The organism is Chromobacterium sp. CCUG 30098, from assembly GCF_059916605.1.
This window is the reverse complement of sequence record NZ_JAUCGS010000001.1, coordinates 1,179,538-1,206,289: the sequence shown is the minus strand read 5'-3', so window position 1 is coordinate 1,206,289 and position 26,752 is coordinate 1,179,538. Positions and strand designations below refer to the sequence as shown.

General features: G+C 63.9%; 21 protein-coding genes. 12 read left to right on the top strand and 9 right to left on the bottom strand.

Going from position 1 to position 26,752, the window contains the following annotated elements; genetic code table 11:
• Positions 1-162 precede the first annotated feature (162 nt).
• Positions 163-942, top strand: a complete 780-nt coding sequence (locus QUG03_RS05635; RefSeq protein ID WP_107800354.1) for an RNA methyltransferase — start codon at positions 163-165, stop codon at positions 940-942.
• The gene (locus QUG03_RS05630) at positions 932-1,855 is read left to right on the top strand and encodes a DUF1853 family protein (protein WP_107800355.1); all 924 of its coding nucleotides are present in this window, start codon (positions 932-934) and stop codon (positions 1,853-1,855) included. Before QUG03_RS05635 ends, QUG03_RS05630 begins: the two co-directional genes overlap by 11 nt.
• Positions 1,856-1,914: 59 nt before the next feature.
• Here QUG03_RS05630 and fnr read toward each other — a convergent pair whose 3' ends face one another.
• Positions 1,915-2,661 (bottom strand): fumarate/nitrate reduction transcriptional regulator Fnr, encoded by a 747-nt coding sequence (fnr, locus tag QUG03_RS05625; protein ID WP_043590811.1) that lies wholly within the window; start codon positions 2,659-2,661, stop codon positions 1,915-1,917.
• Between the two features lie 109 nt (positions 2,662-2,770).
• On the opposite strand from fnr, the gene hemN reads away from it, so the two are divergent.
• A complete protein-coding gene (gene hemN, locus QUG03_RS05620) occupies positions 2,771-4,177 on the top strand; it encodes an oxygen-independent coproporphyrinogen III oxidase (RefSeq protein ID WP_500819607.1) in 1,407 nt (468 codons plus the stop codon).
• 67 nt (positions 4,178-4,244) lie between these two features.
• Here the strand turns inward: hemN and QUG03_RS05615 are convergent, their stop codons facing one another.
• Entirely contained in the window at positions 4,245-5,660 is a 1,416-nt protein-coding gene (locus QUG03_RS05615; RefSeq protein WP_107800357.1) for an alanine/glycine:cation symporter family protein, read from the bottom strand.
• Between the two features lie 563 nt (positions 5,661-6,223).
• Between QUG03_RS05615 and QUG03_RS05610 the strand changes: the two genes are divergently transcribed.
• Together QUG03_RS05610 and QUG03_RS05605 are read left to right on the top strand one after the other, a co-directional pair.
• Positions 6,224-8,236 carry a methyl-accepting chemotaxis protein gene (locus tag QUG03_RS05610; RefSeq protein WP_227104704.1) on the top strand — a complete coding sequence of 671 codons (2,013 nt, stop codon included), beginning with the start codon at positions 6,224-6,226 and terminating at the stop codon, positions 8,234-8,236.
• Positions 8,237-8,242: 6 nt separating this feature from the next.
• The gene (locus tag QUG03_RS05605) at positions 8,243-8,947 is read left to right on the top strand and encodes a substrate-binding periplasmic protein (protein ID WP_500819606.1); all 705 of its coding nucleotides are present in this window, start codon (positions 8,243-8,245) and stop codon (positions 8,945-8,947) included.
• Here QUG03_RS05605 and ugpQ read toward each other — a convergent pair.
• From ugpQ to QUG03_RS05585, 4 genes are all read right to left on the bottom strand, one after another.
• Positions 8,934-9,692, bottom strand: coding sequence for a glycerophosphodiester phosphodiesterase (gene ugpQ / locus QUG03_RS05600; RefSeq protein ID WP_500819605.1), 759 nt, complete (start codon positions 9,690-9,692; stop codon positions 8,934-8,936). The genes QUG03_RS05605 and ugpQ overlap by 14 nt on opposite strands.
• Positions 9,693-9,829: 137 nt before the next feature.
• Positions 9,830-10,843, bottom strand: a complete 1,014-nt coding sequence (locus QUG03_RS05595) for a cytochrome d ubiquinol oxidase subunit II (protein WP_019100876.1) — start codon at positions 10,841-10,843, stop codon at positions 9,830-9,832.
• A complete protein-coding gene (locus tag QUG03_RS05590) occupies positions 10,840-12,180 on the bottom strand; it encodes a cytochrome ubiquinol oxidase subunit I (protein WP_107800361.1) in 1,341 nt (446 codons plus the stop codon). The genes QUG03_RS05595 and QUG03_RS05590 overlap by 4 nt, the downstream gene beginning before the upstream one ends.
• A gap of 2 nt (positions 12,181-12,182) precedes the next feature.
• Positions 12,183-12,749, bottom strand: coding sequence for a GbsR/MarR family transcriptional regulator (locus tag QUG03_RS05585; RefSeq protein ID WP_107800362.1), 567 nt, complete (start codon positions 12,747-12,749; stop codon positions 12,183-12,185).
• A gap of 316 nt (positions 12,750-13,065) precedes the next feature.
• Here QUG03_RS05585 and mutS point away from each other — a divergent pair, with 316 nt between their 5' ends.
• A complete protein-coding gene (mutS, locus tag QUG03_RS05580; protein WP_253314529.1) occupies positions 13,066-15,612 on the top strand; it encodes a DNA mismatch repair protein MutS in 2,547 nt (848 codons plus the stop codon).
• Positions 15,613-15,678: 66 nt separating this feature from the next.
• Positions 15,679-16,104, top strand: a complete 426-nt coding sequence (locus QUG03_RS05575) for a hypothetical protein (protein WP_107800364.1) — start codon at positions 15,679-15,681, stop codon at positions 16,102-16,104.
• A 110-nt stretch (positions 16,105-16,214) separates the two neighbouring features.
• Here QUG03_RS05575 and QUG03_RS05570 read toward each other — a convergent pair whose 3' ends face one another.
• Positions 16,215-16,856 (bottom strand): pseudouridine synthase, encoded by a 642-nt coding sequence (locus QUG03_RS05570; RefSeq protein WP_500819604.1) that lies wholly within the window; start codon positions 16,854-16,856, stop codon positions 16,215-16,217.
• A 340-nt stretch (positions 16,857-17,196) separates the two neighbouring features.
• On the opposite strand from QUG03_RS05570, the gene QUG03_RS05565 reads away from it, so the two are divergent.
• Together QUG03_RS05565 and QUG03_RS05560 are read left to right on the top strand one after the other, a co-directional pair.
• The gene (locus tag QUG03_RS05565; RefSeq protein WP_227104716.1) at positions 17,197-19,434 is read left to right on the top strand and encodes an NADP-dependent isocitrate dehydrogenase; all 2,238 of its coding nucleotides are present in this window, start codon (positions 17,197-17,199) and stop codon (positions 19,432-19,434) included.
• 316 nt (positions 19,435-19,750) lie between these two features.
• Positions 19,751-20,383 (top strand): LysE family translocator, encoded by a 633-nt coding sequence (locus QUG03_RS05560; RefSeq protein ID WP_500819603.1) that lies wholly within the window; start codon positions 19,751-19,753, stop codon positions 20,381-20,383.
• A 170-nt stretch (positions 20,384-20,553) separates the two neighbouring features.
• Here QUG03_RS05560 and QUG03_RS05555 read toward each other — a convergent pair whose 3' ends face one another.
• Positions 20,554-21,051 (bottom strand): dihydrofolate reductase, encoded by a 498-nt coding sequence (locus QUG03_RS05555; RefSeq protein WP_500819602.1) that lies wholly within the window; start codon positions 21,049-21,051, stop codon positions 20,554-20,556.
• The gene (locus QUG03_RS05550; protein ID WP_107800369.1) at positions 21,048-21,842 is read right to left on the bottom strand and encodes a thymidylate synthase; all 795 of its coding nucleotides are present in this window, start codon (positions 21,840-21,842) and stop codon (positions 21,048-21,050) included. The genes QUG03_RS05555 and QUG03_RS05550 overlap by 4 nt, the downstream gene beginning before the upstream one ends.
• A 128-nt stretch (positions 21,843-21,970) precedes the next feature.
• On the opposite strand from QUG03_RS05550, the gene flhB reads away from it, so the two are divergent.
• Genes flhB through flhF form a run of 3 tightly spaced genes read left to right on the top strand, consistent with a single transcriptional unit; the run spans position 21,971 to position 26,749 of the window.
• Complete coding sequence (gene flhB / locus QUG03_RS05545; RefSeq protein ID WP_500819601.1) at positions 21,971-23,128, top strand: flagellar biosynthesis protein FlhB; 1,158 nt, start codon at positions 21,971-21,973, stop codon at positions 23,126-23,128.
• Positions 23,129-23,176: 48 nt separating this feature from the next.
• Positions 23,177-25,258 carry a flagellar biosynthesis protein FlhA gene (flhA, locus tag QUG03_RS05540; RefSeq protein ID WP_107801935.1) on the top strand — a complete coding sequence of 694 codons (2,082 nt, stop codon included), beginning with the start codon at positions 23,177-23,179 and terminating at the stop codon, positions 25,256-25,258.
• Positions 25,259-25,264: 6 nt separating this feature from the next.
• The gene (flhF, locus tag QUG03_RS05535; protein WP_235087024.1) at positions 25,265-26,749 is read left to right on the top strand and encodes a flagellar biosynthesis GTPase FlhF; all 1,485 of its coding nucleotides are present in this window, start codon (positions 25,265-25,267) and stop codon (positions 26,747-26,749) included.
• The last annotated feature ends 3 nt before the right edge of the window (positions 26,750-26,752 follow it).

Here is a 26,752-nt window from a genome sequence, read left to right as displayed (position 1 = left end):
ATGACGCGACGTCTGCTAGTAACAATCTGGGTTAAGGAACAAGAAAAACCCGGCGCAATCGGGCAAGGCCGCACGCCTGCCCAATCCGGCAAACGCTGGCCTTGCGCGCAAAACGGCGCGCGGGCTTTTCGATAAGCCGGCTATTTTAATGTGAAACTGCTGATGAATAAACCCCAAGTACCTGATTTTCTGAAAAACATTCGCATCGTGTTGGCCCGCCCCAACCATCCGGGCAATATCGGCTCCGCCGCCCGGGCGATGAAAACCATGGGCCTGAGCCGGCTGTATCTGGTTGAACCCAAAGTGTTTCCCAGCGACGAGGCCAATACGCTGGCCTCCGGCGCGGTGGATCTTCTGGAGCAGGCCACCGTGGTGTCCAGCCTGGCCGAGGCCTTGCAAGACGTCACCATCGCCTGCGCGCTGACCAGCCGCCGTCGCGAGCTGACCACCCCGCTGTCCACCCCGCGCCAGACCACGCCGGAACTGGTGGCGCGCGCCCGCGCCGGCGAACAGGTGGCCCTGGTGTTCGGCAACGAGACCTTCGGCCTGTCCATTGAAGAAGTCGAACAATGCAACCGCCTGGTCACCATCCCCGGCAACCCGGACTACTTCTCGCTGAATCTGGCGATGGCGGTGCAGGTGATGACTTACGAACTGTTCAGCCACACCGGCGTGGACGTCGACTATCTGCGCGCAGACAGCGACGCGGCGGCGCTGGGCGAGGTGGAGGGCTTCTGCGGCCACCTGGAACAGACCATGGACAAGATAGGCTATTTCCGCCGCCGCAACAGCGAACGGATGATGCGCCGGATGCGCACCCTGTTCAACCGCGCCGGCCTGCTGCGCGAGGAAATCGACATCCTGCGCGGCTTCCTCAAACAGGTGCAGCGCGCCGCCGACGGCGAAGTCCGCCGCGACGCGCCCGGACAGGATGGCGAATAAGCCGCCGTTCACCCTGCCCTACGCGCACCCGGCGGTGCGCGATCTGGCTTTTCTGCTCTCCGCGCCCTCGCCCTGGCGCAGCGGCGCGGACATCCCGCCGCAGCGGCTGCTGGGGGCCGACGGCCCGGCCTTGCTGCAAACGCTGGACGCCGATCCTGCCGAACTTCAGCACTGGCTGGCGCGCCAGCCCACCCGCCGTCTGGGCCATTACGCGGAACGGCTGCTGTCCTTCTGGTTCCGGCTGGCGCCGCACATCGAACTGGTGGCCAGCAATCTGCCGGTGCGCGCGCCGGACGGCCGCACCGTCGGCGAGTTCGACTTCTTGCTGCGCCTAGACGGCCAACCGCTGCATCTGGAAGCCGCCAGCAAGTTCTATCTGCAACTGGGCCGCAGCGCGGACACCTTGACCGGCCCCAGCCTACGCGACGCCTGGGCGCTGAAAGCCCATAAACTGCAAACCCAGCTGCGCCTGTCCCGCCACCCGGCTGCGCAAGCGACGCTGCCGGCAGGCTTTGAGGGCTGCGCGGTCGGCGCTCGGCTCAGCGGCTGGCTGTTCCACGCCCGCGACACCGCGCCGGAAGCGCCGCCCGGCGCCCAGCCGCTGTACGGGCAATACTGGCCGCTGCGCGGCGACTGGCCGGCGCTGAACGCGGATTCGCGCTGGGCCTGGCTGCCCAGGCTCAGTTGGCTGGCGCCGGCGCGCCGCTCGCGGGAACACACCGCCGACGCGGCGGAACTACGCGCGCGCCTGGAACAGGCCGAGGCGCCGCAGCTGCTGGCCGAACTGCAGCCCGGCCCCGACGGCGACTGGCATGAAGTGGCCCGCGGCTTCGCCGTGCCGCCGGGCTGGCCTCAGGAGGCGCCGCTGTCGCGGCTGCTGCTGCAAATCGCGGACTGCGCGCCGGCCCCATGAAAAAAGGCAAGCCCGAGGGCTTGCCTTGCGTTTTCCATCTGTCCGCCCGCGCGGCGGAATCAATGTCCGTTGGCGTGAGCGCAGCCGGAAATCAGCGCCTTCAATTCGTCCACCATCACCAGTTGGATGTGCTTGTGATCGACGGTGATCCAGCCTTGCTGCTGGAACTTGGACAGCGTGCGGCTGACGGTTTCCAGCTTCAGGCCGAGGAAGCTGCCGATTTCCTCGCGGCTCATGCGCAGGATGAAGTCGTTGGCGGCGAAGCCGCGGGTGGACAGACGCTGCGACAGATTGAGCAGGAAGGCGGCCAGGCGCTCTTCCGCCTTCATGTTGCCCAATAACAACATTACATTCTGATCGCGAACGATCTCGCGGCTCATCAGACGGTAGAAATGGTGCTGCAGGGTGGGAATTTCGCGGCCCAGGCTCTCCATGCGGCTGAACGGCAGCTCGCACACCTCGCTGTCCTCCAGCGCGATGGCGTCGCAGCCGTGCACATTGGCGGAAATGCCGTCCAGGCCCATCAGTTCGCCGGACATATGGAAGCCGGTGACCTGCTCGCGGCCGTCCTGGCTGGCGACGCTGGTCTTGAAGAAGCCGGTGCGCACCGCGAACAGCGAACGGAAGCCTTCGCCGCTGCGGAACAAGTACTCGCCGCGCTTCAAACGGCGGCTTTGGCGGATCACCGCGTCGAGCTGGGTCAGCTCCTCGCGGTTAAGCCCCACAGGTAGACAAAGTTCCTTCAGGCTGCAGTTGGAGCAGGAGACCTTCAGGTTATGCAAAGAGATATGGTTCTGATCGGACATGGCATGTTTAGTACAAGCTTGCGATGAAGCTTGACCCTTATCAAAGCGAAATTCGCAGGATTTCCGCAAATTTACCAGTCCACCAGAGGTTTTGCCATCCAAATACGACATGAAGACCACCCACCCATTTTCTCCTGCCCATTTTGAATTCGACCGCGCGCTGATTGAGCGCCTCGACGGGACAGGTCCTAGATATACGTCATACCCGACAGCGGATCGCTTTACGCCGGGTTTTGCCGAAAGAGACTACATCCACTGGCTACGGCAGCGCAGCATCGGCGCCAACCGGAAACCTTTATCATTGTACGCTCATATACCTTTTTGCAACACTATCTGCTACTACTGCGGTTGCAACAAGATCATCACCAAGGACAGCGGCAAAGCGGACTTGTACCTGGACTACCTGGAGAAGGAGGTCCGCATGATCGCCTCCTGTCTGGGCCGCCGCGAGCAAGTGATACAGCTGCATTTCGGCGGCGGCACCCCCACTTTCTTGTCCGACGCGCAACTGGAACGATTGATGACCTTGCTCAAGACTCATTTCGAGTTCTTGAAGGAGGGGGAGTATTCCATAGAAATAGACCCGCGCAAAGTCAGCGCGGCGACAATCTTCAAACTGGCCGAACTCGGCTTCAACCGCATCAGCGTCGGGATTCAGGACTTTGAACCGACGGTGCAGCAGGCGGTGAACCGGGTGCAGTCCGAAGAGGAAACGCTGGAGGTGATCCAGGCCGCGCGCGACGCCGGTTTCAAGTCCGTCAGCGTCGATCTGATCTACGGCCTGCCGCTGCAGACCCGGGAATCGGTGCGCCGCACGCTGGACAAGGTGATCGCCATCGGGCCGGACCGGCTGGCGCTGTACAACTACGCCCACCTGCCCACCGTGTTCATGCCGCAGCGGCGCATCAACGAGGCCGATCTGCCCTCGCCGGAAACCAAGCTGGACATCCTGCAGGATTCGGTGCAGCGCCTGGCCGACGCCGGCTATGTCTTCATCGGCATGGATCACTTCGCCAAGCCGGACGACGAACTGGCCTCCGCCCTGCGCCAGGGCCGGCTGCAACGCAATTTCCAGGGCTACTCCACCCATGCGGACTGCGACATGATCGGTCTTGGCGTGTCCTCCATCGGCAAGGTCGGCCCCTGTTACAGCCAGAGCGCCAAGGACCTGGACAGTTATTACGCGGCGCTGGACAGCGGCCATCTGCCGGTGTTGCGCGGGCTGACGCTGGACAATGACGACATCCTGCGCCGCAGCATCATCCAAGGCCTGATGTGTCGCTTCTCGCTGTCGGTGGAGGCGCTGGAAGAGATCCACGGCATCAACTTCGCCGAGTACTTCGCCGAAGAACTGCCGCAGATCCGCGAATACCAGCAACTGGGCCTGCTGTCCTTCGACGGCGACTTCATCATGGTGGAGCCCAAGGGCCGCTTCCTGATCCGCAATATCGCGATGATCTTCGACCGGCATCTGCGGGAGCGCCGCACCCAGGCGCGCTACTCCAAGACCATTTGAACGGGGCTAGCAACAAAACAGCCCGCGTCATGACGCGGGCTGTTTATCGTTGGAGCCGGACGCAGGCTTACCAGATGTCTTTTTCCACCTTGGCCGCCAGTTCCGGGTAATCCGCCACCTTGAACACCGGGGTGGACTCGCCCCGCTTCAGCTGACGCTCGTAATCCTTCAGCACGATGAAGAAATAACGCGACAGCAGCACGATGGCCACCAGATTGATCAGCGCCATCAGGCCCATGGCGAAGTCGGCCATATCCCACACCAGCGGCAGGCTGGCCACCGCGCCGAACATCACCATCGCCAGCACAATCAGACGGAAGGCCAGCAAGATCCCCTTATTGCTGCGGATGAATTCGACATTGCCCTCGGCGTAAGCGTAATTGCCGATGATGGTGGAAAAAGCGAACAGGAACATCGCCACCGCCAAGAAGGACGCGCCTATCGGGCCGAACTGCGATTCGATCGCCTTCTGCGTCAGCGCCACGCCGCTCAAACCCTGGTCATACACGCCGGACAGCAGAATGATGGCGGCGGTGGCGGTACAGATCACCATGGTGTCGATGAAGACGCCGAACATCTGGATCGCGCCCTGACTCGCCGGGTGACGCGAAGTCGCCGTCGCCGCCGCGTTGGGGGCGGAGCCCATGCCCGCCTCATTGGAGAACAGGCCGCGCTTGATGCCCAGCATCATCGCCTGGCTCACCGCATAGCCGGCGAAGCCGCCCGCCGCCTGCTCCAGACCGAAGGCGCTCTTGACGATCAACACGATCAAACCCGGCAGCTCGGCCGCGTGCGCCGCCAAGACATAGAAGGTCATCAGCAGATAAATGGCCGCCATCACCGGCACCAGCCACTCGGCCACCCGCGCCACCGAGCGCACGCCGCCAAAAATGATGGGGGCTGTCATCACCACCAGGGCGATGCCCACCATATAGCGGTTCCAGCCCCAGGCGCCCTCGGTGGCCGCCACGATGGAGTTGGCCTGCACCGCGTTGAACACCAGGCCGAAGGCCAGGATCAGACACAGGGCGAAGATCACGCCGAGCCAGCGTTGCCCCAGGCCTTTCTGGATGTAGTAGGCCGGGCCGCCGCGGAAGGTGTCGTCATGGTGATTGGTCTTGAACAGCTGCGCCAAAGTCGATTCGGCGAACGCGCTGGCCATGCCCAGCATGGCGGTCAGCCACATCCAGAACACCGCGCCGGGGCCGCCGGCGGCAATGGCGATGGCCACGCCGGCGATATTGCCGGTGCCCACCCGGCTGGCGAGGCCGGTGGCGAAAGCCTGGAACGGCGAAATATCGTCCTTGCTGCGATGGCCCCCGCGGCCGCCCATCATTTCGCGCCAGCCGCGCGCGAACAGCCTCAGCTGCAACAGGCCGGAACGCAACGAGAAATACAAGCCGACGGCCAGCAACAGGCCGATCAGCATCTTGCCCCAAATCACATCATTGGCGGCATTGATAAACGAATGAAGCAAGTCCATGGATCCTCTTAAAGCTCTGAGCGTGGCAATCTGGAAATGGGCGACGCGCGCCGGAAGGATTTCAGACTGGAAGATTGACCCCGTCCCGATCTTGGCGCCGGGCTCGAGGGTTGCGGTCTTGACGAGACAGCTCCCCGCGGCCGTCAGGCCGCCTGCTTCGGGACACCGCTTCGTCAGACTGTTTTGATGCGAAACCCGGCGAATTTAGCAAAATAGAGTGATTGCTGGCAATGCCGGACGCCATCGGCCAAAGCCGCGCCAGCCGGCTTTCCGTCGCGCCCGGACACGCCTTTGTCATTGACCCCGTCCAGAGAGTGGCCTATTTATCCAAGCACAAAACAATCAAAAGTCATTTTTGATGACTTAAGCATTATGGCCGGTTGTCTTCATACGCCAGACAAGGCAAAGCTCATGCTCCCGCCCGCAATGAACTGATACGCGGCGCTTCAGCCCAGCCATCGCATTTCATGCGGCAATCGCAGTCCGTGAAAATTGCCTATTCTGGAACTGGCGCGGTAGACGTTCACATTGCGGGCGTCGCCGCCACAGTCAGGAGCGAAATCATGACAACGCCCGTGGTAAGGCTGATGCAGCGCTTGAGCTACCCCAGCCGCTTTGCGCTGATCGGCGCGGTCTTTGCCGTCGCCTTACTCTATATGGTGTACGGTCTGTATCGAACAAATCAGGACAATATCGACTTTTCGCAAAAAGAAAGAGTCGGCGTGTCCTACATCCAGCCGCTGCATCACCTGCTGGGCGCGCTGGAACAAGCTCAGGATCTGGCCGTGCGAGCGGCGCAGGGCGAGGCCGCCGCCAAGGCGGCGCTGCCGGCGGCGCAGGCGCAGTTGGAGCAAGGCTGGAACCGGCTGCAAAGCGCCCATGAACAATACGGCGCCATCCTGCAAACCGACGAGGCCTGGAAAACCGCCAGCGCCGCGCGAGGCACGCTGTCGCGGATAGGTGCGGCGCCGCCGCCGCAAGTGATCGCCAGCTTCGACAGCACAGCGGACAAACTCAACGCCCTGCTCGGCGCCGCCAGCGACAATTCCAATCTGACGCTGGACCCGGACATCGACAGCTATTACCTGATGGACGCCGCCACCGCCAAGCTGCCCTCGCTGAGCAACTATATCGGCGAAGCGCTGGCCTGGGCTGCCAAACCGGAAGCCGGCCAGGCGCTGACGCCGGCGGAACGCGACCGCCTGGTGGAACTGCGCCCGCTGATCAACGGCGCGCTGGACGGCTTGAATGGCGATCTGGCCAAGGCGCTGGCCTACAATCCGGCGCTGAAGACCGCGCTGAACGCCGAATCCCAGGCCTTGGCCGCGTTTCATCAAGGCCAGGGCGCGGCCATAGACAAGGCCATCGCCGGCCAAACCGGCGCGGCCTTGGCGGTGAGCGGCATGGCGGCGAAAAACGCCGAGATCGGCGCCCGCTTCGGCGACGTGACGCTGAACAATCTGGACACGCTGCTGCAAGCCCGCATCGAACGGATGCAGGCCCAACGCAATTTCTACATCGGCATCGGCCTGGCCGCCATGCTGCTGGCCAGCTTCCTGTTCCACCAGCTCTATCTGTCCATCACCTTGCAACTGGGCGGCGAGCCTTTCTACGTTCAAAGCGTGGTCGAGCAATTGGCCGCCGGCCAGCTGGGCACCCGCATCCAGTTGCGCGAACAGGACCGTAGCAGCTTGCTCGCCTCCATCGGCCAGATGCGCGACCAATTGCGCGACACCGTGACCCAGTTGCTGGACACCTCGCGCGAAGTCAATTCGGCCGCCGACCAGATGGCGCAAAGCGCCCAGAACGTGTCCCACAGCAGCACCAAGCAAACTCAGGCGGCGGCCAGCATGGCGGCGGCGATCGAGCAGTTGAGCACCAGCCTGATGGTCAGCGCCGAGCAATCGGAACAAGCCAATCAACTCTCGCGCGCCGCGGTCAGCCAATCCAGCGAGGGCAACGCCATCATCCACGACGCCAGCGCCAGCATGGACAGCATCGTGCGCGACGTGTCCTCGGCCTCGGAAACCATAGGCGCGCTGGGCCAGCAATCGGAGTCCATCGCCAGCATCGTCGATGTGATCCGCGATGTCGCCGACCAAACCAATCTGCTGGCGCTGAACGCCGCCATTGAAGCCGCGCGCGCCGGCGAACAAGGCCGCGGCTTCGCCGTGGTGGCCGACGAGGTGCGCAAGCTGGCGGAACGCACCGCGCAATCCACCACCGAGATCAGCACCATCGTCTCCGACATCCAGCGCACCTCGCAGCAGGCCATCGCCAATATGCAAACCGGCATGAGCGCCATCATGCAAGGCCAGGAAAACACCCGCAACGCCGGCGCCAGCATCGCCTCCATCCGCCAATGCGTGGACCAGGTGCTGGACAGCATCCATCAAATCACTCAGGGGCTGAAGGAACAGAGCAGCGCCAGCCAGTCCCTGGCGCAAAACGTGGAGAGCGTGGCGCGGATGTCGGAAACCAACGCCAGCGCCGTCGAAGCCAGCGCGCAGACCGCCGGCGAACTGCAGTCGGTGTCGCAGCGGCTGGGCCAGCTCGCCGGCCGCTTCAGCGTCTAGGCCGCGATGCGGCGCCTGCTGTGGCTGGGGATCGCGGCGCTGGCCCCGGCGCCGGCCGCGGCGGCCGGGCTGACCATACTGGTCAGCCCTCAGCCCCCCATCATCGAAGTGTCAGCCGATCAGCAACGCGTCTCCGGCGCCGCCATCGACCTGATGCGCGCGCTGTCGCAACGCGCCGGCCTGCCGTTCAAGTTCGCGCCCTACCCCATCGCCCGCGCGGTGCTGCTGGTCCGGCACACCCCGGACACCTGCCTGACCGCCGCCCGCTTTCCCGAACGCGAGGCGCTGTTCCGCTGGAGCGAGCCCATCATCCGCCTGCGACTGGTGCTGCTGGCGCGTCAAGACGAGACCCGCCGCTTCGGCAAGGCTGAGCAGGCCCGGCAATTCCACATCGGCGCCGTCCGCGGCACCGCCGTGGCCAGCCGGCTAAGACAACAGGGCTGGGCGCTGGACGAAAGCGCGGACTTGGAAACCAGCCTGCGCAAACTGCAGTTGGGCCGCATCGACTTGCTGGCCACGCTGGATGTGGGCATACAGGGCATGGCCGACAAAATGAAAATGGCGACGCCGCGCGTCGCCCTGGTGGTGAATGAGACGGACATCTATTTCGCCTGCCATCCTCAATTGAGCGACGACGCCATGCAACGGCTGAACCACGCCATCCTGACGATGAAGGCGGACGGGAGCTTCAAGGCTTTCAATCTGAAATAGGCCGCAGCAAATCCAAGCGATCCGTGCAGACGCTGTCCACGCCCCAGGCCAGCAAGCGCTCGGCGTCGGCCGGCCGGTTCACCGTGTAGCACAGCAATTGAAAGCCGGCTCGCTTGATCTCGGCGCTCAGCTCAGCGCTCAAGCTCTGGTGATCACAGTGCAGCGCAATACAAGCCAGCTCGCGCAAACGCGCCTCCCAGTCCGCCGGCGCCTGCTCCACCAGCCAGGCGCGCGGCAGACGTGGCGCGGCGTCGCGCGCGGCGCGCAGCGCCTCGTCGGAAAAAGACGACAGCAAGGGCGGCTGCGCGGCGCCGGCCCATAGCCGCGCGGCTTCCGCCGCCACCGCCGCGCCGGTGTCCGCCTCCCGTCCCGGGCAAGGTTTGATCTCGATGTTCAAGGCGATGCCGTGCGCAAGGCAATAAGCGGCGACATTGTCCAGCGTCGGCATCGGCTCGCCGGCAAAAGCCGCGCCCTTCCAGCCGCCGGCGTCCAGCCGCGCCAATTGCGCCATGCTCATCGCCGCCGCCGCGCCGCGGCCGTTGCTGGTGCGCTCCACCGTGTCGTCGTGCAGCAAGAAGCAGACATTGTCCGCGGACAGCTTCACATCGCATTCCGCGCCGCGGTAGCCGTAGCGCAGACCTTCGCGAAATCCCGCCAGGGTGTTCTCCGGCGCCAGGACGCCGCCGCCGCGATGGGCGATGAAGCGGGGATAAAGCCATTGCCGGCCGGAGGTGGACTGGGACATGGGCGCTTCCTTGCGGACCTCGGACAAAAGGCGTCATTGTCGCCGACGCGGATTGCAGGCGGATGACGCGCTTCCAGTATGGCAAAAGCCGCCTCTGCTCGGCAAAGGCGGCTTCGTCAAGGACGGAAATCGCAAGCTTATTGGTAAGTCAGCGCATTGGCCTTGCCGTGGAACACCCGATAGACGAAGGCGGTGTACAGCAGAATCACCGGCAGCACCACCGCCGCGCCCCAGAAGATCACCCACAGCGCCGCGGTGTCGCTGGCCGCCTGCCAGATGTTCAACCGGCCGATCACCACCTCCGGGAACACGCTATAGGTCAGGCCCCAGAACGACAACAGCACGATGCCGACGGTGCAGGCGAACGGCGCCCAGCACCAATTGTCGTTGCCTGCCGCCTGGCGCACCGCCAGCCGCGGCAGGATCACCCACAAGGTGGCGAACAACACGATGCAACCCAAGGGCAGCGGCAGCAACAGCAGGAACTCCGGCAAGGCGAACCACTTGGCGGCGATATGGCTGCTGGCCAGCGGCGTGGCCGCCGACACCAGCAGCACCGACAGGCCGGCACCGGCCAGGCTGCGCCGCGCCCAGGCCACCGCCTTGGCCTGCAAGGCGCCGCTGGTTTTCATGATCAGCCAGCCGGCGCCCAGCAAGGTGTAGGCCGCGGCCAGGCCGATGCCGGCCAGCAAGGCGAAACCCCAGGCCAGCCAGCCTTCGGCGAAACCGGTCAGATAGCGGCCCAGCATCACGCCCTGGGTCAACGCCGCCAACAGGGAACCGCAGGCGAAGGCGACGTTCCACCACGGCTTGTGCGGTTCGCGCGCCTTGACGCGGAAATCGAAAGCCACGCCGCGCACGATCAAGCCGGCCAGCATCAGCGCCACCGGCAGATAGAGTTCGCCCAGGATGATGCCGTGCGCCAGCGGGAAGCCCACCAGCAACAAACCCACGCCCAGCACCAGCCAGGTTTCGTTGGCGTCCCAGAACGGACCGATAGACGCGATCATCATGTCCTTCTCATCGTCCTCGGCGAAGGGCAGCAGCAGGCCCACGCCCAGATCGTAACCGTCCAGCACCACGTAAATCAGCATGGCCAGGGCCATCAGGCCGGCGAACACCACCGGCAACCAATACACAGCGCCACTCATGCCAGTTTCTCCTCGAGATGCGCGGCTTCGCCGCCGGACTGGCCGGCAGCCTTGCCGGCCATGTAGAACAAGACCGACACATAGGCGGTCAGCAACACCAGGTATAGACCCAGATACATCGCCAGGGTGGACGCCACCATGCCTCCGGTCGCCGGGCCCGCCGCCTGCGCGGTGGTCAGCACCCCTTCCACCAGCCACGGCTGACGGCCGATCTCGGTCACGTACCAGCCGGCCAGGGTCGCCACCCAACCGGCGAAGGTCATGCCCACCAGCGCCCGCAGCATCAGCGGCGTCAGCTGGCCGCGACGGCGCAGTTGCCAACAGGCTAGCCAGGACACCAGCAGCATCAGCGCGCCGACGCCCGCCATCACTCGGAAACTCCAGAACACCTTGCCCACCGGCGGATGCTGGGCGAACTCGTTGAGGCCGCGGATCTCGCCGTTGGGATCGTGGGTGATGATCAGGCTGGCCAGTTTGGGAATGCCCACCGCCATATCGTTCTGCCGCGTTTCCGCATTGGGCAGCGCGAACAGCAACAGCGGCGCGCCCTTCTCGGTATGCCAGACGCCTTCAATCGCCGCCAGCTTGGCCGGCTGATGCTTGAAGGTGTTCAGGCCGTGCATGTCGCCCACGAAGATCTGCAGCGGAATCAGCAGCGCCGCGGTGATCACGCCGGTTTTCAAGGCCATCTTGGCGCCGTCGCTGCGGTCGCCCTTCAGCCGGCGATAAGCGGACAGGCCGGCCACCAGGAAGGCCGTGGTCAGGCCGGAAGCGATCAGCATATGGGTCAGCCGGTAAGGCAGCGAAGGATTGAAGATCACCTCCAGCCAGCTGGTCACCACCGCCTTGCCGTCCACCATCTTGAAGCCGGCCGGGGTCTGCATCCAGGAATTCAAGGCCAGGATCCAGAACGCCGACACCGTGTTGCCGAAGGCGACCAGGAAGGTGGCCCAGGTATGCACCCGCTCCGACACCCTGGAACGGCCGAACAGCATCACGCCGAGGAAGGTGGCCTCCAGGAAGAAGGCGGTCAGGATTTCGTAGGCCAGCAAGGGACCGGCGATATTGCCCACCGTCTGCATATAGCCCGGCCAGTTGGTGCCGAACTGGAAGCTCATGGTCACGCCGCTGACCACGCCCAGCGCGAAGGACAGCGCGAAAATCTTCACCCAGAAGCCGTAGGCGTCCATCCAGCCCTGCTGGCCGGTCTTGAGATAGCGCAGTTTGAAGAACAGCAGCACCCAGCCCATCGCGATATTGATGGTGGGAAACAAGATGTGGAAGGAAATATTGGCGCCGAACTGAATGCGCGCCAATACCAGCGGGTCAAAGTCCATAGCTACTCCCTGTCGCCGTCGCGACTGGTCAGTTTCGAAAGCGAGTGGGTGAACTGCAGGATCTTCTGCACCTGCGAGCCCAGTTTCATCAAGCGTTGCAAGGTCTCCACGTCCATGTGCTGGATGTCGGAAAACCAGGTGGTCACCAGTTCGATCAGCTGGTGCATCTCCTTCATCCGCTGCTGCGCGTGGCGTTCCGCGTCGCTGGCCGGCTTCTCCATGATGGCGCCGCGCAACATGGTCAGCGTGGGCTCCACCTCGCGCTTTTTGCGCTCCTCGGCCAGGGTCTTGAAGATGGCCCAGACATCGTCGGGCGTGGAGAAATATTCGCGGCGGTCGCCGGGAAAGTGCTGCAGCCGGACCAGGCGCCAGGACTCCAGCTCCTTGAGTCCCATGCTGACGTTGGAGCGCGAGAAGCTCAGGCTTTCGGCGATTTCATCCGCGTTCAGCGGCTTCTCAGATACATATAGCAGCGCGTAGATCTGCCCGACGGTGCGATTGATGCCCCAGCGGCTGCCCATTTCACCGAAATGCAGCACGAAAGACTGGACGAGTGGCGATAGATTCATGACGTTCTCAATTTTCAGGAATTTCTGAAACTTTGATATAAATCATAAATTCGCAATGAAACCAAGTCAATCACAACCATCGTTGAGCGGCTCGCTTGACAAGACGCCGCCTCATGCAAACCGCATTGCGACGCCCATGCCCGGCGCGGCTGACGCCGCTGTCGGGCTGCGCTAAAATAGCGCCGACTCTCCAAAGCCCCGCCCCGCGCGGGGCTGAAATCTTTAATCAGGGATGCCCGGCGCCCGCGCGGCCTTGATCCGCGGGCCACGGCCGCGGCATCCTGTTGTCCATTGAAAACATAAGAGCCCATAGCCGATGAGCACGCCCCAACACACCCCGATGATGCAGCAATACCTGGCCATCAAACGCGAACACGCCGACAAGCTGGTGTTCTATCGCATGGGGGACTTCTACGAACTGTTCTATGAGGACGCGGAGAAGGCGGCTCGCTTGCTCGACATCACCCTGACCACACGCGGCGCCAGCGGCGGCAATCCGATCAAGATGGCCGGCGTGCCCTATCACGCCGCGGAAGGTTATCTGGCGCGCCTGGTCAAGATGGGCGAATCCGTCGCCATCGCCGAACAGATCGGCGATCCGGCCCTGTCCAAGGGTCCGGTGGAACGCAAGGTGGTGCGCATCGTCACCCCCGGCACGCTGACCGACGCCGCGCTGCTGGACGACAAGCGCGACAACCTAGTGCTGGCGGTGAACATGGTCAAGGGCGTGCTGGGCCTGGCCTGGCTATCCCTCGCCAGCGGCGAATTCAAAGTGCTGCAGACCCGGGTGGACGATCTGCACAGCGAGCTGGAACGCTTGAAACCGGCCGAGCTGGTGATTCCGGACGACACCGGCCTCAATGTGTTCGAAACCGTGGCCGCGCCCAAGAAAAAACTGCCGCCGTGGCAGTTCGACATCGAATCGGCGCAGATGACGCTGACCCGGCACTTCGGCACCCGCGACCTGGCCGGCTTCGGCGCCGACACCCTGCCGGTGGCGGTGGGCGCCGCCGGCGCGCTGCTGGAATACGTCAAGACCACCCAGAGCGTGAACCCGGCCCACATCGCCAATCTGGCGGTGGAAGACGCCGGCGAACTGATCCGCATGGACGGCGCCACCCGCCGCAACCTAGAACTGACCGAAACCATACGCGGCGAACCGTCGCCGACCCTGGCCTCCTTGCTGGACGGCTGCGCCACCAGCATGGGCAGCCGTCTGCTGCGCCATTGGCTGCATCACCCCATCCGTAGCCACGGCAAGCTGGCGCGCCGGCTGGAAGCGGTGCGCGCCCTGCTGCCGGCCTACGACGACGCCCACGCCCAGCTGCGCGAAGTGGCAGACATCGAACGCATCACCGCCCGCATCGCGCTGCGCAGCGCCCGCCCGCGCGATCTGGCCGCGCTGCGCGATTCGCTGAAGGCGCTGACCGGCGTCAAGCGGCTGGCCGCCGGCCTGGACGCCGAGCTGCTGGGCGAGCTGGCGCGTCTGCTGCCGGACGACTCCCCGGTGGAAACCATGCTCAGCCAGGCCATCCTGCCCGAGCCCTCCACCTTTCTGCGCGACGGCGGCGTGATCAACCACGGCCTCAACGCCACGCTGGACGAATTGCGCGCGATCCAGACCGACTGCGGCGCCTTCTTGCTGGCGCTGGAAGCGCGCGAGAAGGAACGCACCGGCATTCCCACGCTGAAAGTGGAATTCAACCGCGTGCACGGCTTCTACATCGAAGTCACCAAGGCCCAGGGCGACAAGGTGCCGGACGATTACCGCCGCCGCCAGACGCTGAAGAACGCCGAACGCTACATCACGCCGGAACTGAAGGAATTCGAAGACAAGGCGCTGTCGGCGCAGGACCGCGCGCTGGCGCTGGAAAAGCAGTTGTACGAAGACCTGCTGGACCAGCTGGCGCCGCACATCCCAGACCTGAAGCTGATCGCCCAGGCGGTGGCCGGACTGGACGTGCTGTCCGCCTTCGCCGAGCGCGCCAGCGTCAACAACTACGTGGAGCCGGAATTCGTCGCCGAACCGCGGCTGGAAATCATCGAAGGCCGCCACCCGGTGGTGGAGGCGGAGGTGGAGCGCTTCATCGCCAACGACACCCGGCTGTCCGACACCCGCAAACTGCTGCTGATCACCGGCCCGAACATGGGCGGTAAATCCACCTATATGCGCCAGAACGCGCTGATCACCCTGATGGCTCACGTCGGCAGCTTCGTGCCGGCCCAACGCGCGGTGATCGGGCCGATAGACCGCATCTTCACCCGCATCGGCGCCTCGGACGACCTGGCCGGCGGCCGCTCCACCTTCATGGTGGAAATGACGGAAACCGCCAACATCCTCAACAACGCCACCGAACACTCGCTGGTGCTGATGGATGAAGTGGGCCGCGGCACCTCCACTTTCGACGGCCTGGCGCTGGCCTGGGCCATCGCCAAGGCGCTTATAGAGAAAAGCCGCGCCTATACCCTGTTCGCCACCCATTATTTCGAGCTGACCAGCCTGGAAAGCGAATATCCCAGCGTCGCCAACGTCCATCTGTCCGCGGTGGAGCACAAGGACCGCATCGTGTTCCTCCACCATGTGGAGGAAGGTCCGGCCAGCCAGAGCTACGGCCTGGCGGTGGCCCAGTTGGCCGGCGTGCCCGGCAAAGTGATCCGGGAAGCGCGCCGCTATCTGACCGAACTGGAGAACCACTCCGCCAGCCGCGTGCAGCCAGACCTATTTATCAGTTTACCCACGACGGCAAACGTGGAACCGGAACCGAATCCCGCGGTCGAACGCCTTCTGGAGGTCGATCTAGACGATCTCTCGCCACGGGAAGCGCAAGCTCTGCTCTATGAATTAAAGAAACTGGCCAAATGACCAGGCCAGACCCGGGGACGTTTCCTATATTACTAGAAGGTAACATCCGAGACAGGAGCAACAACAATGTCGCTTGAAAACACTGCCACCGCCCCGGGCCTGGTCCAGCTGTTCAGTCAGGTCACGGACGATGGAAGCATTGCCCTTTCCTCCATCCGCGAGCGGGCCAACCTCGAATTGTCCAGCTTCGCCGAACTGGCGAACCAACAATTGCAACAACTGGACATCAGCATGCCGCCTGCGATCAGCCTGATCAGCACGCCGGCCTGCCAGCTGGACTTGGAAAACAACCACCCGCATGCCGAGGAAATCCGGGCCTGGTTGCTGGGCAATGACAACATCACCCGAAAATTCAAGGAAGTGGAAGTGCTGTACGAGATCGTGCGCGCCGCGGAAAGCATAGGCGAGACCTTCCCGGAAAGCTCGACCTTCCACATCGGCTTAACCAGCGCCGGGCCTATCGCCTACTTCGAGGACAGCCACCGCGCCTAAGCGCAGGCCCAAAGAACAGGGCCGCGTGCGACACCCAGGACGGGGAAGCGAAAGCTTCCCCGTTTTTCTTTGCGCCGTCGGCGCCAGGCAAGCCTCGCTTCGGGTGCGGTTCAAGGCTTGCGCGGGCCTCCGCGCCGAAAACCGCCGCCGCGCGGCTGCGCGCCGGGCTTGGCGGTGCGCTGAGCTTGCGAGACCCGCGGCAAATCCGCAAGATCCACCTCCAGCTCGCGCATGTCCCCCGGCTGCAGGCCGTCCAGCGTCCACGGCCCGATCGCCGCCCGCACCAGGCGCAGCGTCGGCAGCCCCACCTTGGCGGTCATGCGCCGCACCTGGCGGTTCTTGCCCTCGCTGATGACGATCTCCAGCCAGCCGTCCGGCACCGTCTTGCGAAAACGCACCGGCGGCGTGCGCTCCCACAGCGCGGGCGCCTCAATGCGCCGCGCCTGCGCCGGCTGGGTGGTGAAATCGCCCAGGTCGACGCCGCGGCGCAGCTGCTCCAGCTGCTCCTCGCGAATCTGCCCCTCCACCTGCACCCAATAGGTCTTGGGCAGTTTCCAGCGCGGATTGGCGATGCGGTGCTGCAATTCCCCGTCGCCGGTCAAAAGCAACAGGCCTTCGCTGTCGGTGTCCAGCCTCCCCGCCGGATACACGCCCGGCAAGGGCACGCAGGATTTGAGCGTCGGATGCTTGGGATGCTCGGAAAACTGACAGATGACGCCGTAGGGCTTGTTGAGCAGAATGAGTCGGGACATGGCGTGAAGAGCGGCAAGAAAGAATGAGGCGAATGATACAAGAGCCGCGCGCCGCGCGCCGCAAGTTTGCCGGCGAAGCCGGCGCATGCACGCGCCGGATGCGGCCTATAATTCGCATTCGAACCGCCGCCGTGCAGTTATCAAGCATAAAAGTTCAAATGCGCTGCGAGCCAAGCGCGCGCACAGAGGTATAATTCGCTTTTGAAAATTGCCAGAGAGTCTCCGGACCGCGTTCAGGCCGCGTCGCCTGGGCCCGGCATCCGCCTTTCCAAGGTCTTTCAATGCGCCGGCAGCGCCCTGCGCAATCGTTCTGTCGTCACAAGATAAAGGAGATAGAGTAATGCCATCGGAACAGCCCAAAATCATCTACACCCTGACCGACGAAGCGCCGGCGCTGGCGACCAGCGCCTTCCTGCCGGTCGTGCAAGCCTTCGCCGGCTCCGCCGGCATTGAAATCGCCACCGCGGACATTTCGCTGGCGGCGCGCGTCCTGGCCGAATTCCCCGACTATCTGGCCGACGAACAGAAAGTGCCGAACACCCTGGCCGAGCTGGGCAAGCTGACCCAGCAGCCCGACACCAACATCATCAAGCTGCCCAATATCAGCGCCTCGGTGGCTCAGCTGATCGCCTGCGTCAAGGAACTGCAGGCCAAGGGCTACCCGCTGCCGGACTATCCGGAAAACCCGGCCTCGGACGCCGACAAGGCGATCAAGGACCGCTACGCCAAGTGTCTGGGCTCGGCGGTGAACCCGGTGCTGCGCGAGGGCAACTCCGACCGCCGCGCGCCGCTGGCGGTGAAGAACTACGCCAAGAAGCATCCGCACTCGATGGGCGAATGGAAGCAGTGGTCGCAGACCCACGTCTCCCACATGCACCATGGCGACTTCTACCACGGCGAAAAGTCGATCACGCTGGACAAGGCGCGCGACGTGAAGATGGAACTGACCACCAAGAACGGCCAGACCATCGTGCTCAAGCCCAAGGTCGCGCTGCAGGCCGGCGAGATCATCGACTCCATGTTCATGAGCAAGAAGGCGCTGTGCGACTTCTACGAGCGTGAAATGGAAGACTGCCGCGAATCCGGCATCCTGTTCTCCCTGCACGTCAAAGCCACCATGATGAAGGTGTCCCACCCCATCGTGTTCGGCCACTGCGTCAAGATCTACTACAAGGAAGCCTTCGAGAAGCACGGCAAGCTGTTCGAGGAACTGGGCGTCAACGTCAACAACGGCATGGCCACCCTGTACGAGAAGATCGAAACCCTGCCGGCCTCCAAGCGCGAAGAAATCATCCGCGATCTGCACGCCTGCCAGGAGCACCGCCCGCGTCTGGCCATGGTGGATTCGGCCAAGGGCATCACCAACTTCCACTCGCCCAACGACGTGATCGTGGACGCCTCCATGCCGGCGATGATCCGCGCCGGCGGCAAGATGTGGGGCGCCGACGGCAAGCCTTACGACGCCAAGGCCGTGATGCCGGAATCCACCTTCGCCCGCATTTACCAGGAGATGATCAACTTCTGCAAATGGCACGGCAACTTCGATCCCAAGACCATGGGCACCGTGCCCAACGTCGGTCTGATGGCGCAGAAGGCCGAGGAATACGGCTCCCACGACAAGACCTATGAAATCCAGGAAGACGGCGTCGCCAACATCGTCGACCTCGCCACCGGCGAAGTGCTGCTGTCGCAGAACGTCGAGCAAGGCGATATCTGGCGCATGTGCCAGGTGAAGGACGCGCCGATCCGCGACTGGGTCAAGCTGGCCGTCACCCGCGCCCGCAACTCCGGCATGCCGGCGGTGTTCTGGCTGGACCCGTACCGCCCGCATGAGAACGAGCTGATCAAGAAGGTGCACGCCTACCTGAAGGATTACGACACCAGCGGCCTGGAAATCCACATCATGTCCCAGGTGCGCGCGATGCGTTACACCCTGGAACGCGTGGCCCGCGGCCTGGACACCATCTCGGTGACCGGCAACATTCTGCGCGACTACCTGACCGATCTGTTCCCCATCATGGAACTGGGCACCTCGGCCAAGATGCTGTCCATCGTGCCGCTGATGGCCGGCGGCGGCATGTACGAGACCGGCGCCGGCGGCTCCGCGCCCAAGCACGTGCAACAGCTGCTGGAAGAAAACCATCTGCGTTGGGACAGCCTGGGCGAGTTCCTGGCGCTGGCGGTGTCGCTGGAAGAACTGGGCATCAAGACCGGCAACGACAAGGCCAAGATCCTGGCCAAGACGCTGGACCTCGCCACCGGCAAGCTGCTGGACGAGGACAAGTCCCCGTCGCGCCGCACCGGCGAATTGGACAACCGCGGCAGCCAGTTCTACCTGTCCATGTACTGGGCTCAGGCGCTGGCCGCCCAGTCCGACGACAAGGAGCTGCAAGCCCGCTTCGCGCCGCTGGCCAAGAGCCTGGCCGACAGCGAGCAGAAGATCCTGGCCGAACTGAAGGCGGTGCAAGGCAAAGCGGCCGACATCGGCGGCTACTACCACCCCGATGCCGCCAAGTGCGGCGCGGTGATGCGCCCTAGCGCCAGCTTCAACGCCGCACTGGCCGCCGTGCTCGGCTAAGCGCTGCGCAGCCATGGCGGAAACCCTCCGCCGGACAAAACGCCAAGACTCTCGTCTTGGCGTTTTTTTTGCGTCAATCCTCCACCTGCTGTCCTGCGTCCACGCCTTGCAAGCCCATTCGCCGAAACGGGCATGGCTCGAAGACCGAAGCGAGACCGCCGAAGCATGCCCCGCATCCAACAAACGGCTACAGTAGTCCGTGCTCATTCTCACGCCAGGCCTGCTGCACGCCTCAACTTTCGGCCCCCGCGGAGCGGAAAAACAGGTTTTGATCCTATTTCGCTCCTTCACGAGCCGAGTCATTAAGGAGTCATGAATGGACTCAGCAACACTTGCTCTCTACGTGGTCTCGGTGTCCGCCGTCACCGCCACGCCCGGCCCCACCATGTTGCTCGCACTGAACAATGGCGCCTATGGCGGCAAACGGGTCGCGGCCTGCGGTATCGCCGGCGCGGCCTTGTCGGACCTGATCTTGATCGGCGCGGTCGCCTGTGGCCTCGGCGCGCTTCTGCTGGCCTCCGAACAGTTGTTCACGCTGGTGAAATGGGTCGGCGCAGCCTATCTGCTTTATTTGGCCGCGGCGCTATGGCGAGCGCCCGTCCGCCCTATTCAGGCGGACGCGAGCGCCGTAAGGCCTCCAACCGGTCGGGCCGCCTTTGTCCGCTCGCTACTGGTCGCTCTTTCCAATCCCAAAGGGCTGCTGTTCTTCTCCGCCTTCCTACCTCAATTCATCCGTCCCCAAGACGACATCGTGGCTCAATACCTTAGCCTCGCGTTGCTGACCGCAGTCATCGACATCGCCTTGATGAGCGTCTACGCCCTGGGCGGCTATCACTCGATGCGCCTCTTATCCGGCCGGACCATGCGCTGGCTGAACCGGGCTTGCGCCGGCATGTTGGCGGGACTGGGCGTCGCGCTGAGCCTGTATCGTCGCAACGAGCTCGATTGACCGCCCCCTGACCCGCTTGAACGGAAAACGCGGCAAGGCGGCAAACCTCATCCGGAACCCGCAACCGCCTTCATCAAAAAAACCCGCTCAAGGCGGGTTTTTGGCTCGAAACCGGTTCGCAGTCGCCTGCGCAAGGACAAGGCGAGGCGAAACCGCTTCAGGACGCGATCTCAGCGCCGCAGATAATCGACGAAGGCGTAAGCCAGCCCGGCGGCGCTGACATGTGCCTCGCGGCTGTCCTCGCGCCAGAGCTCGGCGGACACCTCGGGGAAATGGGCGTCGCCCGGGTAATCGCCGTCGATCTCGGTCAGACGCAGGCAATCCGCGCCGGCGATCGCCTGGCGGTACAATTCGGCACCGCCGATCAAACACACCTCCTCCACCGCGCCGGCCAGGACCAAAGCCTCTTCCAGCGAATGCGCGGCCTCCGCGCCGTCGGCGCGCCAATCCTTCTGGCGCGTCACCACGATGTTGCGGCGGCCCGGCAGCGGCCGGCCTACCGAGTCCCAGGTCTTGCGGCCCATGATCACCGGTTTGCCCAGCGTCACCGCCTTGAAGTGCTTGAGATCCTCCGGCAAATGCCAGGGCAGGCGGTTGTCTATGCCTATCACCCGCTTGGCCGCCATCGCCGCCACCAGGGTCAAGCGCGGCTTCCCGGCCGCCGTCATACCGCCACCGCCGCTTTGATGTGCGGATGCGGATCGTAGCCTTCCAGTTCGAAATCCTCGAACTTGAAGCCGAAGATGTCCTTGACCTGCGGATTGATCTTCATCGTCGGCAAAGCGCGCGGTTCGCGCGACAGCTGCAACTCGGTCTGCTCCAGATGGTTGCTGTACAGATGCGCGTCGCCCAGCGTGTGGACGAAATCGCCCGGCTGCAGTCCGCACACCTGCGCCACCATCATGGTCAGCAAGGCGTAGCTGGCGATATTGAAGGGCACGCCCAGGAAGATGTCGGCGGAGCGCTGATAAAGCTGGCAGGACAGCTTGCCGTCGGCCACGTAGAACTGGAACAGGCTGTGGCAGGGCGGCAGCGCCATCTCGTCCACCAGCGCCGGGTTCCAGGCCGACACGATCAGGCGGCGCGAATCCGGGTTGTTCTTGATCATCGCCACCACATTGGCGATCTGATCGATGTGGCGGCCGTCCGGCGCCGGCCAGCTGCGCCACTGATAGCCGTAGACCGGCCCCAGATCGCCGTTTTCATCGGCCCACTCGTCCCAGATCGACACGCCGTTTTCCTTCAGATAGCGGATATTGGTCTCGCCGGACAGGAACCACAGCAATTCATGGATGATGGAACGCAGATGGCACTTCTTGGTGGTGATCAGCGGAAAACCCTGTTGCAGGTCGAAACGCATCTGGTGGCCGAATACCGAACGGGTGCCGGTGCCGGTGCGGTCGGACTTGTCGTGGCCATGTTCCAGCACATGGCGCATCAGGTCGAGATACTGTCGCATTGTGTTCATTCCATCTTTGATACCGGCCATTGTACCCGACTTGAAGCCGGCTCGGAAAAGCTGGCCCGGCCTCGCCGCTTCGGCTACCATTCTCTTTAAAATCAAGACAGAAGCATGAAACACCGGACATGGCTGAAGATTCCGATCTAGAACGCACCGAACCCGCGACCGCGAAACGGCTGGGCCTCGCCCGAGAAGACGGCAATATCCCGCGCTCGCGCGAGCTGACCACCTTCGCCATCACCATGGCCGGCGTGGCGCTGCTGATGGCCCAGGGCGGCCACATCGCCACCAATCTGGCGCAGACCATGCGCATGCTGCTCACCTTCGACCAGACCACGGTGCACAATGTGGAGCCGGCGCTGACCCGCTTCAAGGAAACCATTTTCAACGCGTTGTGGAGCCTGGCGCCGCTGTTGGCCGGCCTGGCGATGGTGGCGCTGTTCGTGCCCATGCTGGTGGGCGGCTGGAACCTCACTTTCAAGGCGGTCGAGCCCAAGTTCAGCAAGCTCAATCCCTTGCCCGGCATCAAGCGCATGTTCTCGGTCAACGCCGCCACCGAAGCGCTGAAGGCCATTCTCAAGAGCGTGCTGATCGGCGGCATCGCCACCTGGTTCATCTGGCGCGAGCGCGCGGAAATCATCGGCCTGATCTCCATGCCGCTGCCCACCGGCATCGCCAAGATGACCGATATGATCATCACCACCTTCTTCGTGGTGACTTCGGCGATGATTCTGCTGGTGGCGATCGACGTGCCCTTCCAGCTGTGGAGCTATCACAAGAAGCTGCGCATGACCAAGGAAGAGGTCAAGCAGGAATACAAGGAGGCCGAGGGCTCGCCCGAGGTCAAGGGCCGCATCCGTCAGATGCAGCGCGAAGCCGCGCGCAAGCGCATGATGCAGGAGATTCCCAGCGCCAACGTCATCGTCACCAACCCTACCCACTACGCGGTGGCGATCAAGTACGACGACGGCATGCGCGCGCCGCAAGTGGTGGCCAAGGGGTCTTTGAAGCTGGCGGAAAAAATCATCGACACCGGCAAGGACCACCACGTCATCGTGATGCGCTCGCCCAGCTTCGCCCGCGCGCTGTACTTCCACGCCGAAATGGGAGAGGACATTCCGGCCAAGCTCTATTCCGCCGCCGCCCAGGTGCTGGCCTATGTGTTCCAGCTCAAGAGCTATCAGGACAACGGCGGCCTGGCTCCGGTGTTCCCGGACCAGCTGGACGTGCCCGCCGAGCTTGACCCGCAAAGCAAACGCCAGCAAGATGCGACGCCACCATAATGATAAGGTCGACGAACCGATTCGACCGGCTTGAGCCATAAATCCAGCATGGACTCCATACTAGACATACTGAAGCGCTTCAAAGTCACCCAGCTGGCCGGCCCCGTGCTCATCATCCTGATTCTGGCGATGATGGTGCTGCCGCTGCCGCCGGTGCTGCTGGACATCTTCTTCACCTTCAACATCGCCGTTTCGGTGATCGTGCTGCTGGTGGGGATCAATGTGCGCAAGCCGCTGGACTTTTCCGCCTTCCCCACCGTGTTGCTGGTCACCACCTTGCTGCGGCTGTCGCTGAACGTCGCCTCCAGCCGGGTCATCCTGCTGGAGGGCCACTCCGGGCCGGACGCCGCCGGCAAGGTGATCGAATCCTTCGCCCACTTCCTGATCGGCGACAACGTCGCCATCGGCATCGTGGTCTTCGTCATCATCACCATCATCAACTTCGTGGTGATCACCAAGGGTGCCGGCCGCATCGCCGAAGTGAGCGCCCGCTTCACCCTGGACGCGATGCCCGGCAAGCAGATGGCCATCGACGCCGACCTCAACGCCGGCCTGATCGGCGAGGACGAAGCCCGGCTGCGCCGCGTCACCATCGCCGAGGAGGCCAACTTCTTCGGCGCGATGGACGGTGCCTCCAAGTTCGTGCGCGGCGACGCCATGGCCGGCATCCTGATCATCATCATCAACATCGTCGGCGGCTTGATCGTGGGCATGGTCCAGCACGACCTGGACGCCGGCGTCGCCGCCAAGACCTATACCCTGCTGACAATCGGCGACGGCCTGGTGGCGCAGATTCCGGCGCTGATCATCTCCACCGCCGCCGGCATCGTGGTGTCCCGCGTGGGCACCGACAAGGACATGTCCGAGCAATTCCTCGGCCAGATGTTCACCAAGCCGCAAGTGCTCTACATCACCGCCGCAGTGATCGGCATGGTCGGCCTGATCCCCAATATGCCGCACTTCTCCTTCCTGCTGATCGCCGGCAGCCTGGGCCTGCTGGGCCGCATGATGGAGAAGCGCCAGAAGGCCGAGGCGCAGCAGGCGGAGCAGCAGCAACAGGCCGCGCCGCCGCCGGAACACACCACGACCGAAGTCAGCTGGAACGATGTCCAGCACGTGGACCAGTTGGGCATGGAAGTGGGCTACCGGCTGATTCCGCTGGTGGACCGCAGCCAGGACGGCGAACTGCTGCGCCGCATCCGCGGCATCCGCAAAAAGATCGCCCAGGAGCTGGGCTTTCTGGTGCCGCCGGTCCATATCCGCGACAACCTGGAAATCAAGCCCAACGCCTACCGCATCCTGCTCAAGGGCGTGGAGCTGGGCCTAGGCGAAGCCTTCATCGGCCAATATCTGGCCATCAATCCGGGCCGGGTCAACGGCGAGCTGGCCGGCACCCCCACCACCGATCCGGCCTTCGGCCTGCCGGCGATCTGGATAGACGCCGGCAAGCGCGAAGAAGCGCAGAGCCTGGGCTATACCGTGGTGGACGCCAGCACCGTGGTGGCCACCCATATTTCCAATCTGCTGCAGACCCACGCGGCGGAATTGCTGGGCCGCGAGGAAGTGCAGGCGCTGATCGATCATCAGGCCAAGGAATCGCCCAAGCTGATCGAAGACCTGGTGCCCAAGGTGGTGCCGATAGGCACGCTGCAAAAAGTGCTGCAACAGCTGCTGACCGAAGGCATCCACATCCGCGATTTCCGCACCATACTGGAAACGCTGGCCGATCACGTGGCCACCACCCAGGACATCGACGAGCTGACCAATATCGTGCGCACCGCGCTGTCCCGCGTCATCGTCCAGCAATTATTCCCCGGCGAGCAAGAATTACCCTTGATGACCCTGGAGCCGACATTGGAAAATGTGCTGATGCAGGCGGTGCAATCCAAGACCGGCGGCGGCCTGGAACCGGGCCTGGCGGAAAATCTGCTGGCCAGCGCCGCCCAGGAAACCGAACAAGTGGAAATTCAAGGGTACAATCCGGTACTCTTGACCGCGCCGGGACTGCGGCCTTTGCTGGCGCGCTTCCTGCGCCGCGCGCTGCCGCAGCTGCGTGTTATTTCTCATAATGAGATACCGGACAATAAATCAATTCGTATAATTGCTGTAATTGGGGGAAGCAAGGGCTAATCGAACATGGTGGTGAAAAAGTTTTTCGGCAAAACCACGCGTGACGCGCTCAGACAAGTTCGAGAAGAACTGGGCGCGGACGCCCTGATTCTGTCCAACCGCCCCACCATGGGCGGCGGGGTGGAAATCATGGCGGTGGCCGACGCCGACGTCGCCAACCTCGCCACCAATCTGGCCACTTCCTCCAGCAAGCATCCGCCGCGCAACGCGCCGCCGGTGGTCAACCGCGCGCCGTCGCCGCTGCCCACCCCGGCCGGCGCAGCGGTCAACCGCGCCATCGCCCGCACTTACGCCATGCCGGTGGAGCCGCTGGACAGCCCGCCGCCGCCGCGCATCGAAGCGCAAGCGCCGCGTCAACGCATCGAGCCGGCCTTCGCGCCGGAGCCCCAGGCCGCGCCGCGGCCGGCCCAGCCGTCCTATCCGCCGCAGTACGCGCAAGCCGCGCCCCAGCCCGCCGCCCCGCGCGTGCAGCCGCCTGCGCAAACCGCGCCGCCGCCCCGCCCCGCCGCGCCTCCGGTCGCGAACAACGGCGAGGAGCCGGAAGTGATGGCGCAGGAGCTGAAGCAGATCGGCGACGAGATCAAGCTGCTGCGCAGCCTGCTGCAAAGCCAGCTGGCCAGCTTCGCCTGGTCCGATATGGAGGGCAAGGCGCCCAATCGCCTGGAACTGTTCAAACACCTGCTGGCCATGGGCTTTTCCGCCCATCTGATCCGCCAGCTGATCGAAAAGATGCCGGCCCAGTACGAGGCCGATGTCGCGGTCAAATGGGCGCGCTCGGCGCTGATGCACAATCTGAAATGCGCGGACGCCGACAAGGAAATCATGGACCGCGGCGGCATCTACGCGCTGGTGGGCCCCACCGGCGTCGGCAAGACCACCACCGTGGCCAAGCTGGCCGCGCGCGCCACCATGCGCTTCGGCGCCCAGCACGTGGCGCTGATCACCACCGACAGCTACCGGATCGGCGCCCAGGACCAGTTGCGCATCTACGGCAAGATTCTCGGCATCCCGGTGTTCTCCATCCAGAACGAGGGCGATCTGCAGCTGACGCTGGCCGATCTGTCCAACCGCCACATCGTCTTCATCGACACCGTGGGCATGGGCCAGCGCGACGCCCGCGTGCTGGCGCAGATCGAAATGTTCCGCACCGCCGGCCGGCCGATAGAAAGGCTGCTGCTGCTGGCCTCCAACGCCGACGGCCAGACGCTGGAAGACGTGGTGCGCCGCTATCGCGGCGACGGCCTCACCGGCTGCGTGCTGTCCAAGATAGACGAATCGGTGGCGATGGGCCCCAGCCTGGACGTGATCATCCGCAACCGGCTGCGCCTGTTCTACATCACCAACGGCCAGCGCGTGCCGGAAGACCTGCACGCCGCCCACGCCGGCTTCCTGGTGGACCGCGCGATGCGTTCGCAGCAACAGCATTCCCCCTTCACCCTTCAGGCCGACGAACTGCCCATCATGAACGCGGCCCAGGCCGGATGGTTGTAAGCG

Coding starts and splice junctions, on each gene's coding strand:
- QUG03_RS05635 (WP_107800354.1), top strand. CDS start 163: ATGAATAAACCCCAAGTACCTGATTTTCTGAAAAACATTCGCATCGTG.
- QUG03_RS05630 (WP_107800355.1), top strand. CDS start 932: ATGGCGAATAAGCCGCCGTTCACCCTGCCCTACGCGCACCCGGCGGTG.
- fnr (WP_043590811.1), bottom strand. CDS start 2,661: ATGTCCGATCAGAACCATATCTCTTTGCATAACCTGAAGGTCTCCTGC.
- hemN (WP_500819607.1), top strand. CDS start 2,771: ATGAAGACCACCCACCCATTTTCTCCTGCCCATTTTGAATTCGACCGC.
- QUG03_RS05615 (WP_107800357.1), bottom strand. CDS start 5,660: ATGGACTTGCTTCATTCGTTTATCAATGCCGCCAATGATGTGATTTGG.
- QUG03_RS05610 (WP_227104704.1), top strand. CDS start 6,224: ATGACAACGCCCGTGGTAAGGCTGATGCAGCGCTTGAGCTACCCCAGC.
- QUG03_RS05605 (WP_500819606.1), top strand. CDS start 8,243: ATGCGGCGCCTGCTGTGGCTGGGGATCGCGGCGCTGGCCCCGGCGCCG.
- ugpQ (WP_500819605.1), bottom strand. CDS start 9,692: ATGTCCCAGTCCACCTCCGGCCGGCAATGGCTTTATCCCCGCTTCATC.
- QUG03_RS05595 (WP_019100876.1), bottom strand. CDS start 10,843: ATGAGTGGCGCTGTGTATTGGTTGCCGGTGGTGTTCGCCGGCCTGATG.
- QUG03_RS05590 (WP_107800361.1), bottom strand. CDS start 12,180: ATGGACTTTGACCCGCTGGTATTGGCGCGCATTCAGTTCGGCGCCAAT.
- QUG03_RS05585 (WP_107800362.1), bottom strand. CDS start 12,749: ATGAATCTATCGCCACTCGTCCAGTCTTTCGTGCTGCATTTCGGTGAA.
- mutS (WP_253314529.1), top strand. CDS start 13,066: ATGAGCACGCCCCAACACACCCCGATGATGCAGCAATACCTGGCCATC.
- QUG03_RS05575 (WP_107800364.1), top strand. CDS start 15,679: ATGTCGCTTGAAAACACTGCCACCGCCCCGGGCCTGGTCCAGCTGTTC.
- QUG03_RS05570 (WP_500819604.1), bottom strand. CDS start 16,856: ATGTCCCGACTCATTCTGCTCAACAAGCCCTACGGCGTCATCTGTCAG.
- QUG03_RS05565 (WP_227104716.1), top strand. CDS start 17,197: ATGCCATCGGAACAGCCCAAAATCATCTACACCCTGACCGACGAAGCG.
- QUG03_RS05560 (WP_500819603.1), top strand. CDS start 19,751: ATGGACTCAGCAACACTTGCTCTCTACGTGGTCTCGGTGTCCGCCGTC.
- QUG03_RS05555 (WP_500819602.1), bottom strand. CDS start 21,051: ATGACGGCGGCCGGGAAGCCGCGCTTGACCCTGGTGGCGGCGATGGCG.
- QUG03_RS05550 (WP_107800369.1), bottom strand. CDS start 21,842: ATGCGACAGTATCTCGACCTGATGCGCCATGTGCTGGAACATGGCCAC.
- flhB (WP_500819601.1), top strand. CDS start 21,971: ATGGCTGAAGATTCCGATCTAGAACGCACCGAACCCGCGACCGCGAAA.
- flhA (WP_107801935.1), top strand. CDS start 23,177: ATGGACTCCATACTAGACATACTGAAGCGCTTCAAAGTCACCCAGCTG.
- flhF (WP_235087024.1), top strand. CDS start 25,265: ATGGTGGTGAAAAAGTTTTTCGGCAAAACCACGCGTGACGCGCTCAGA.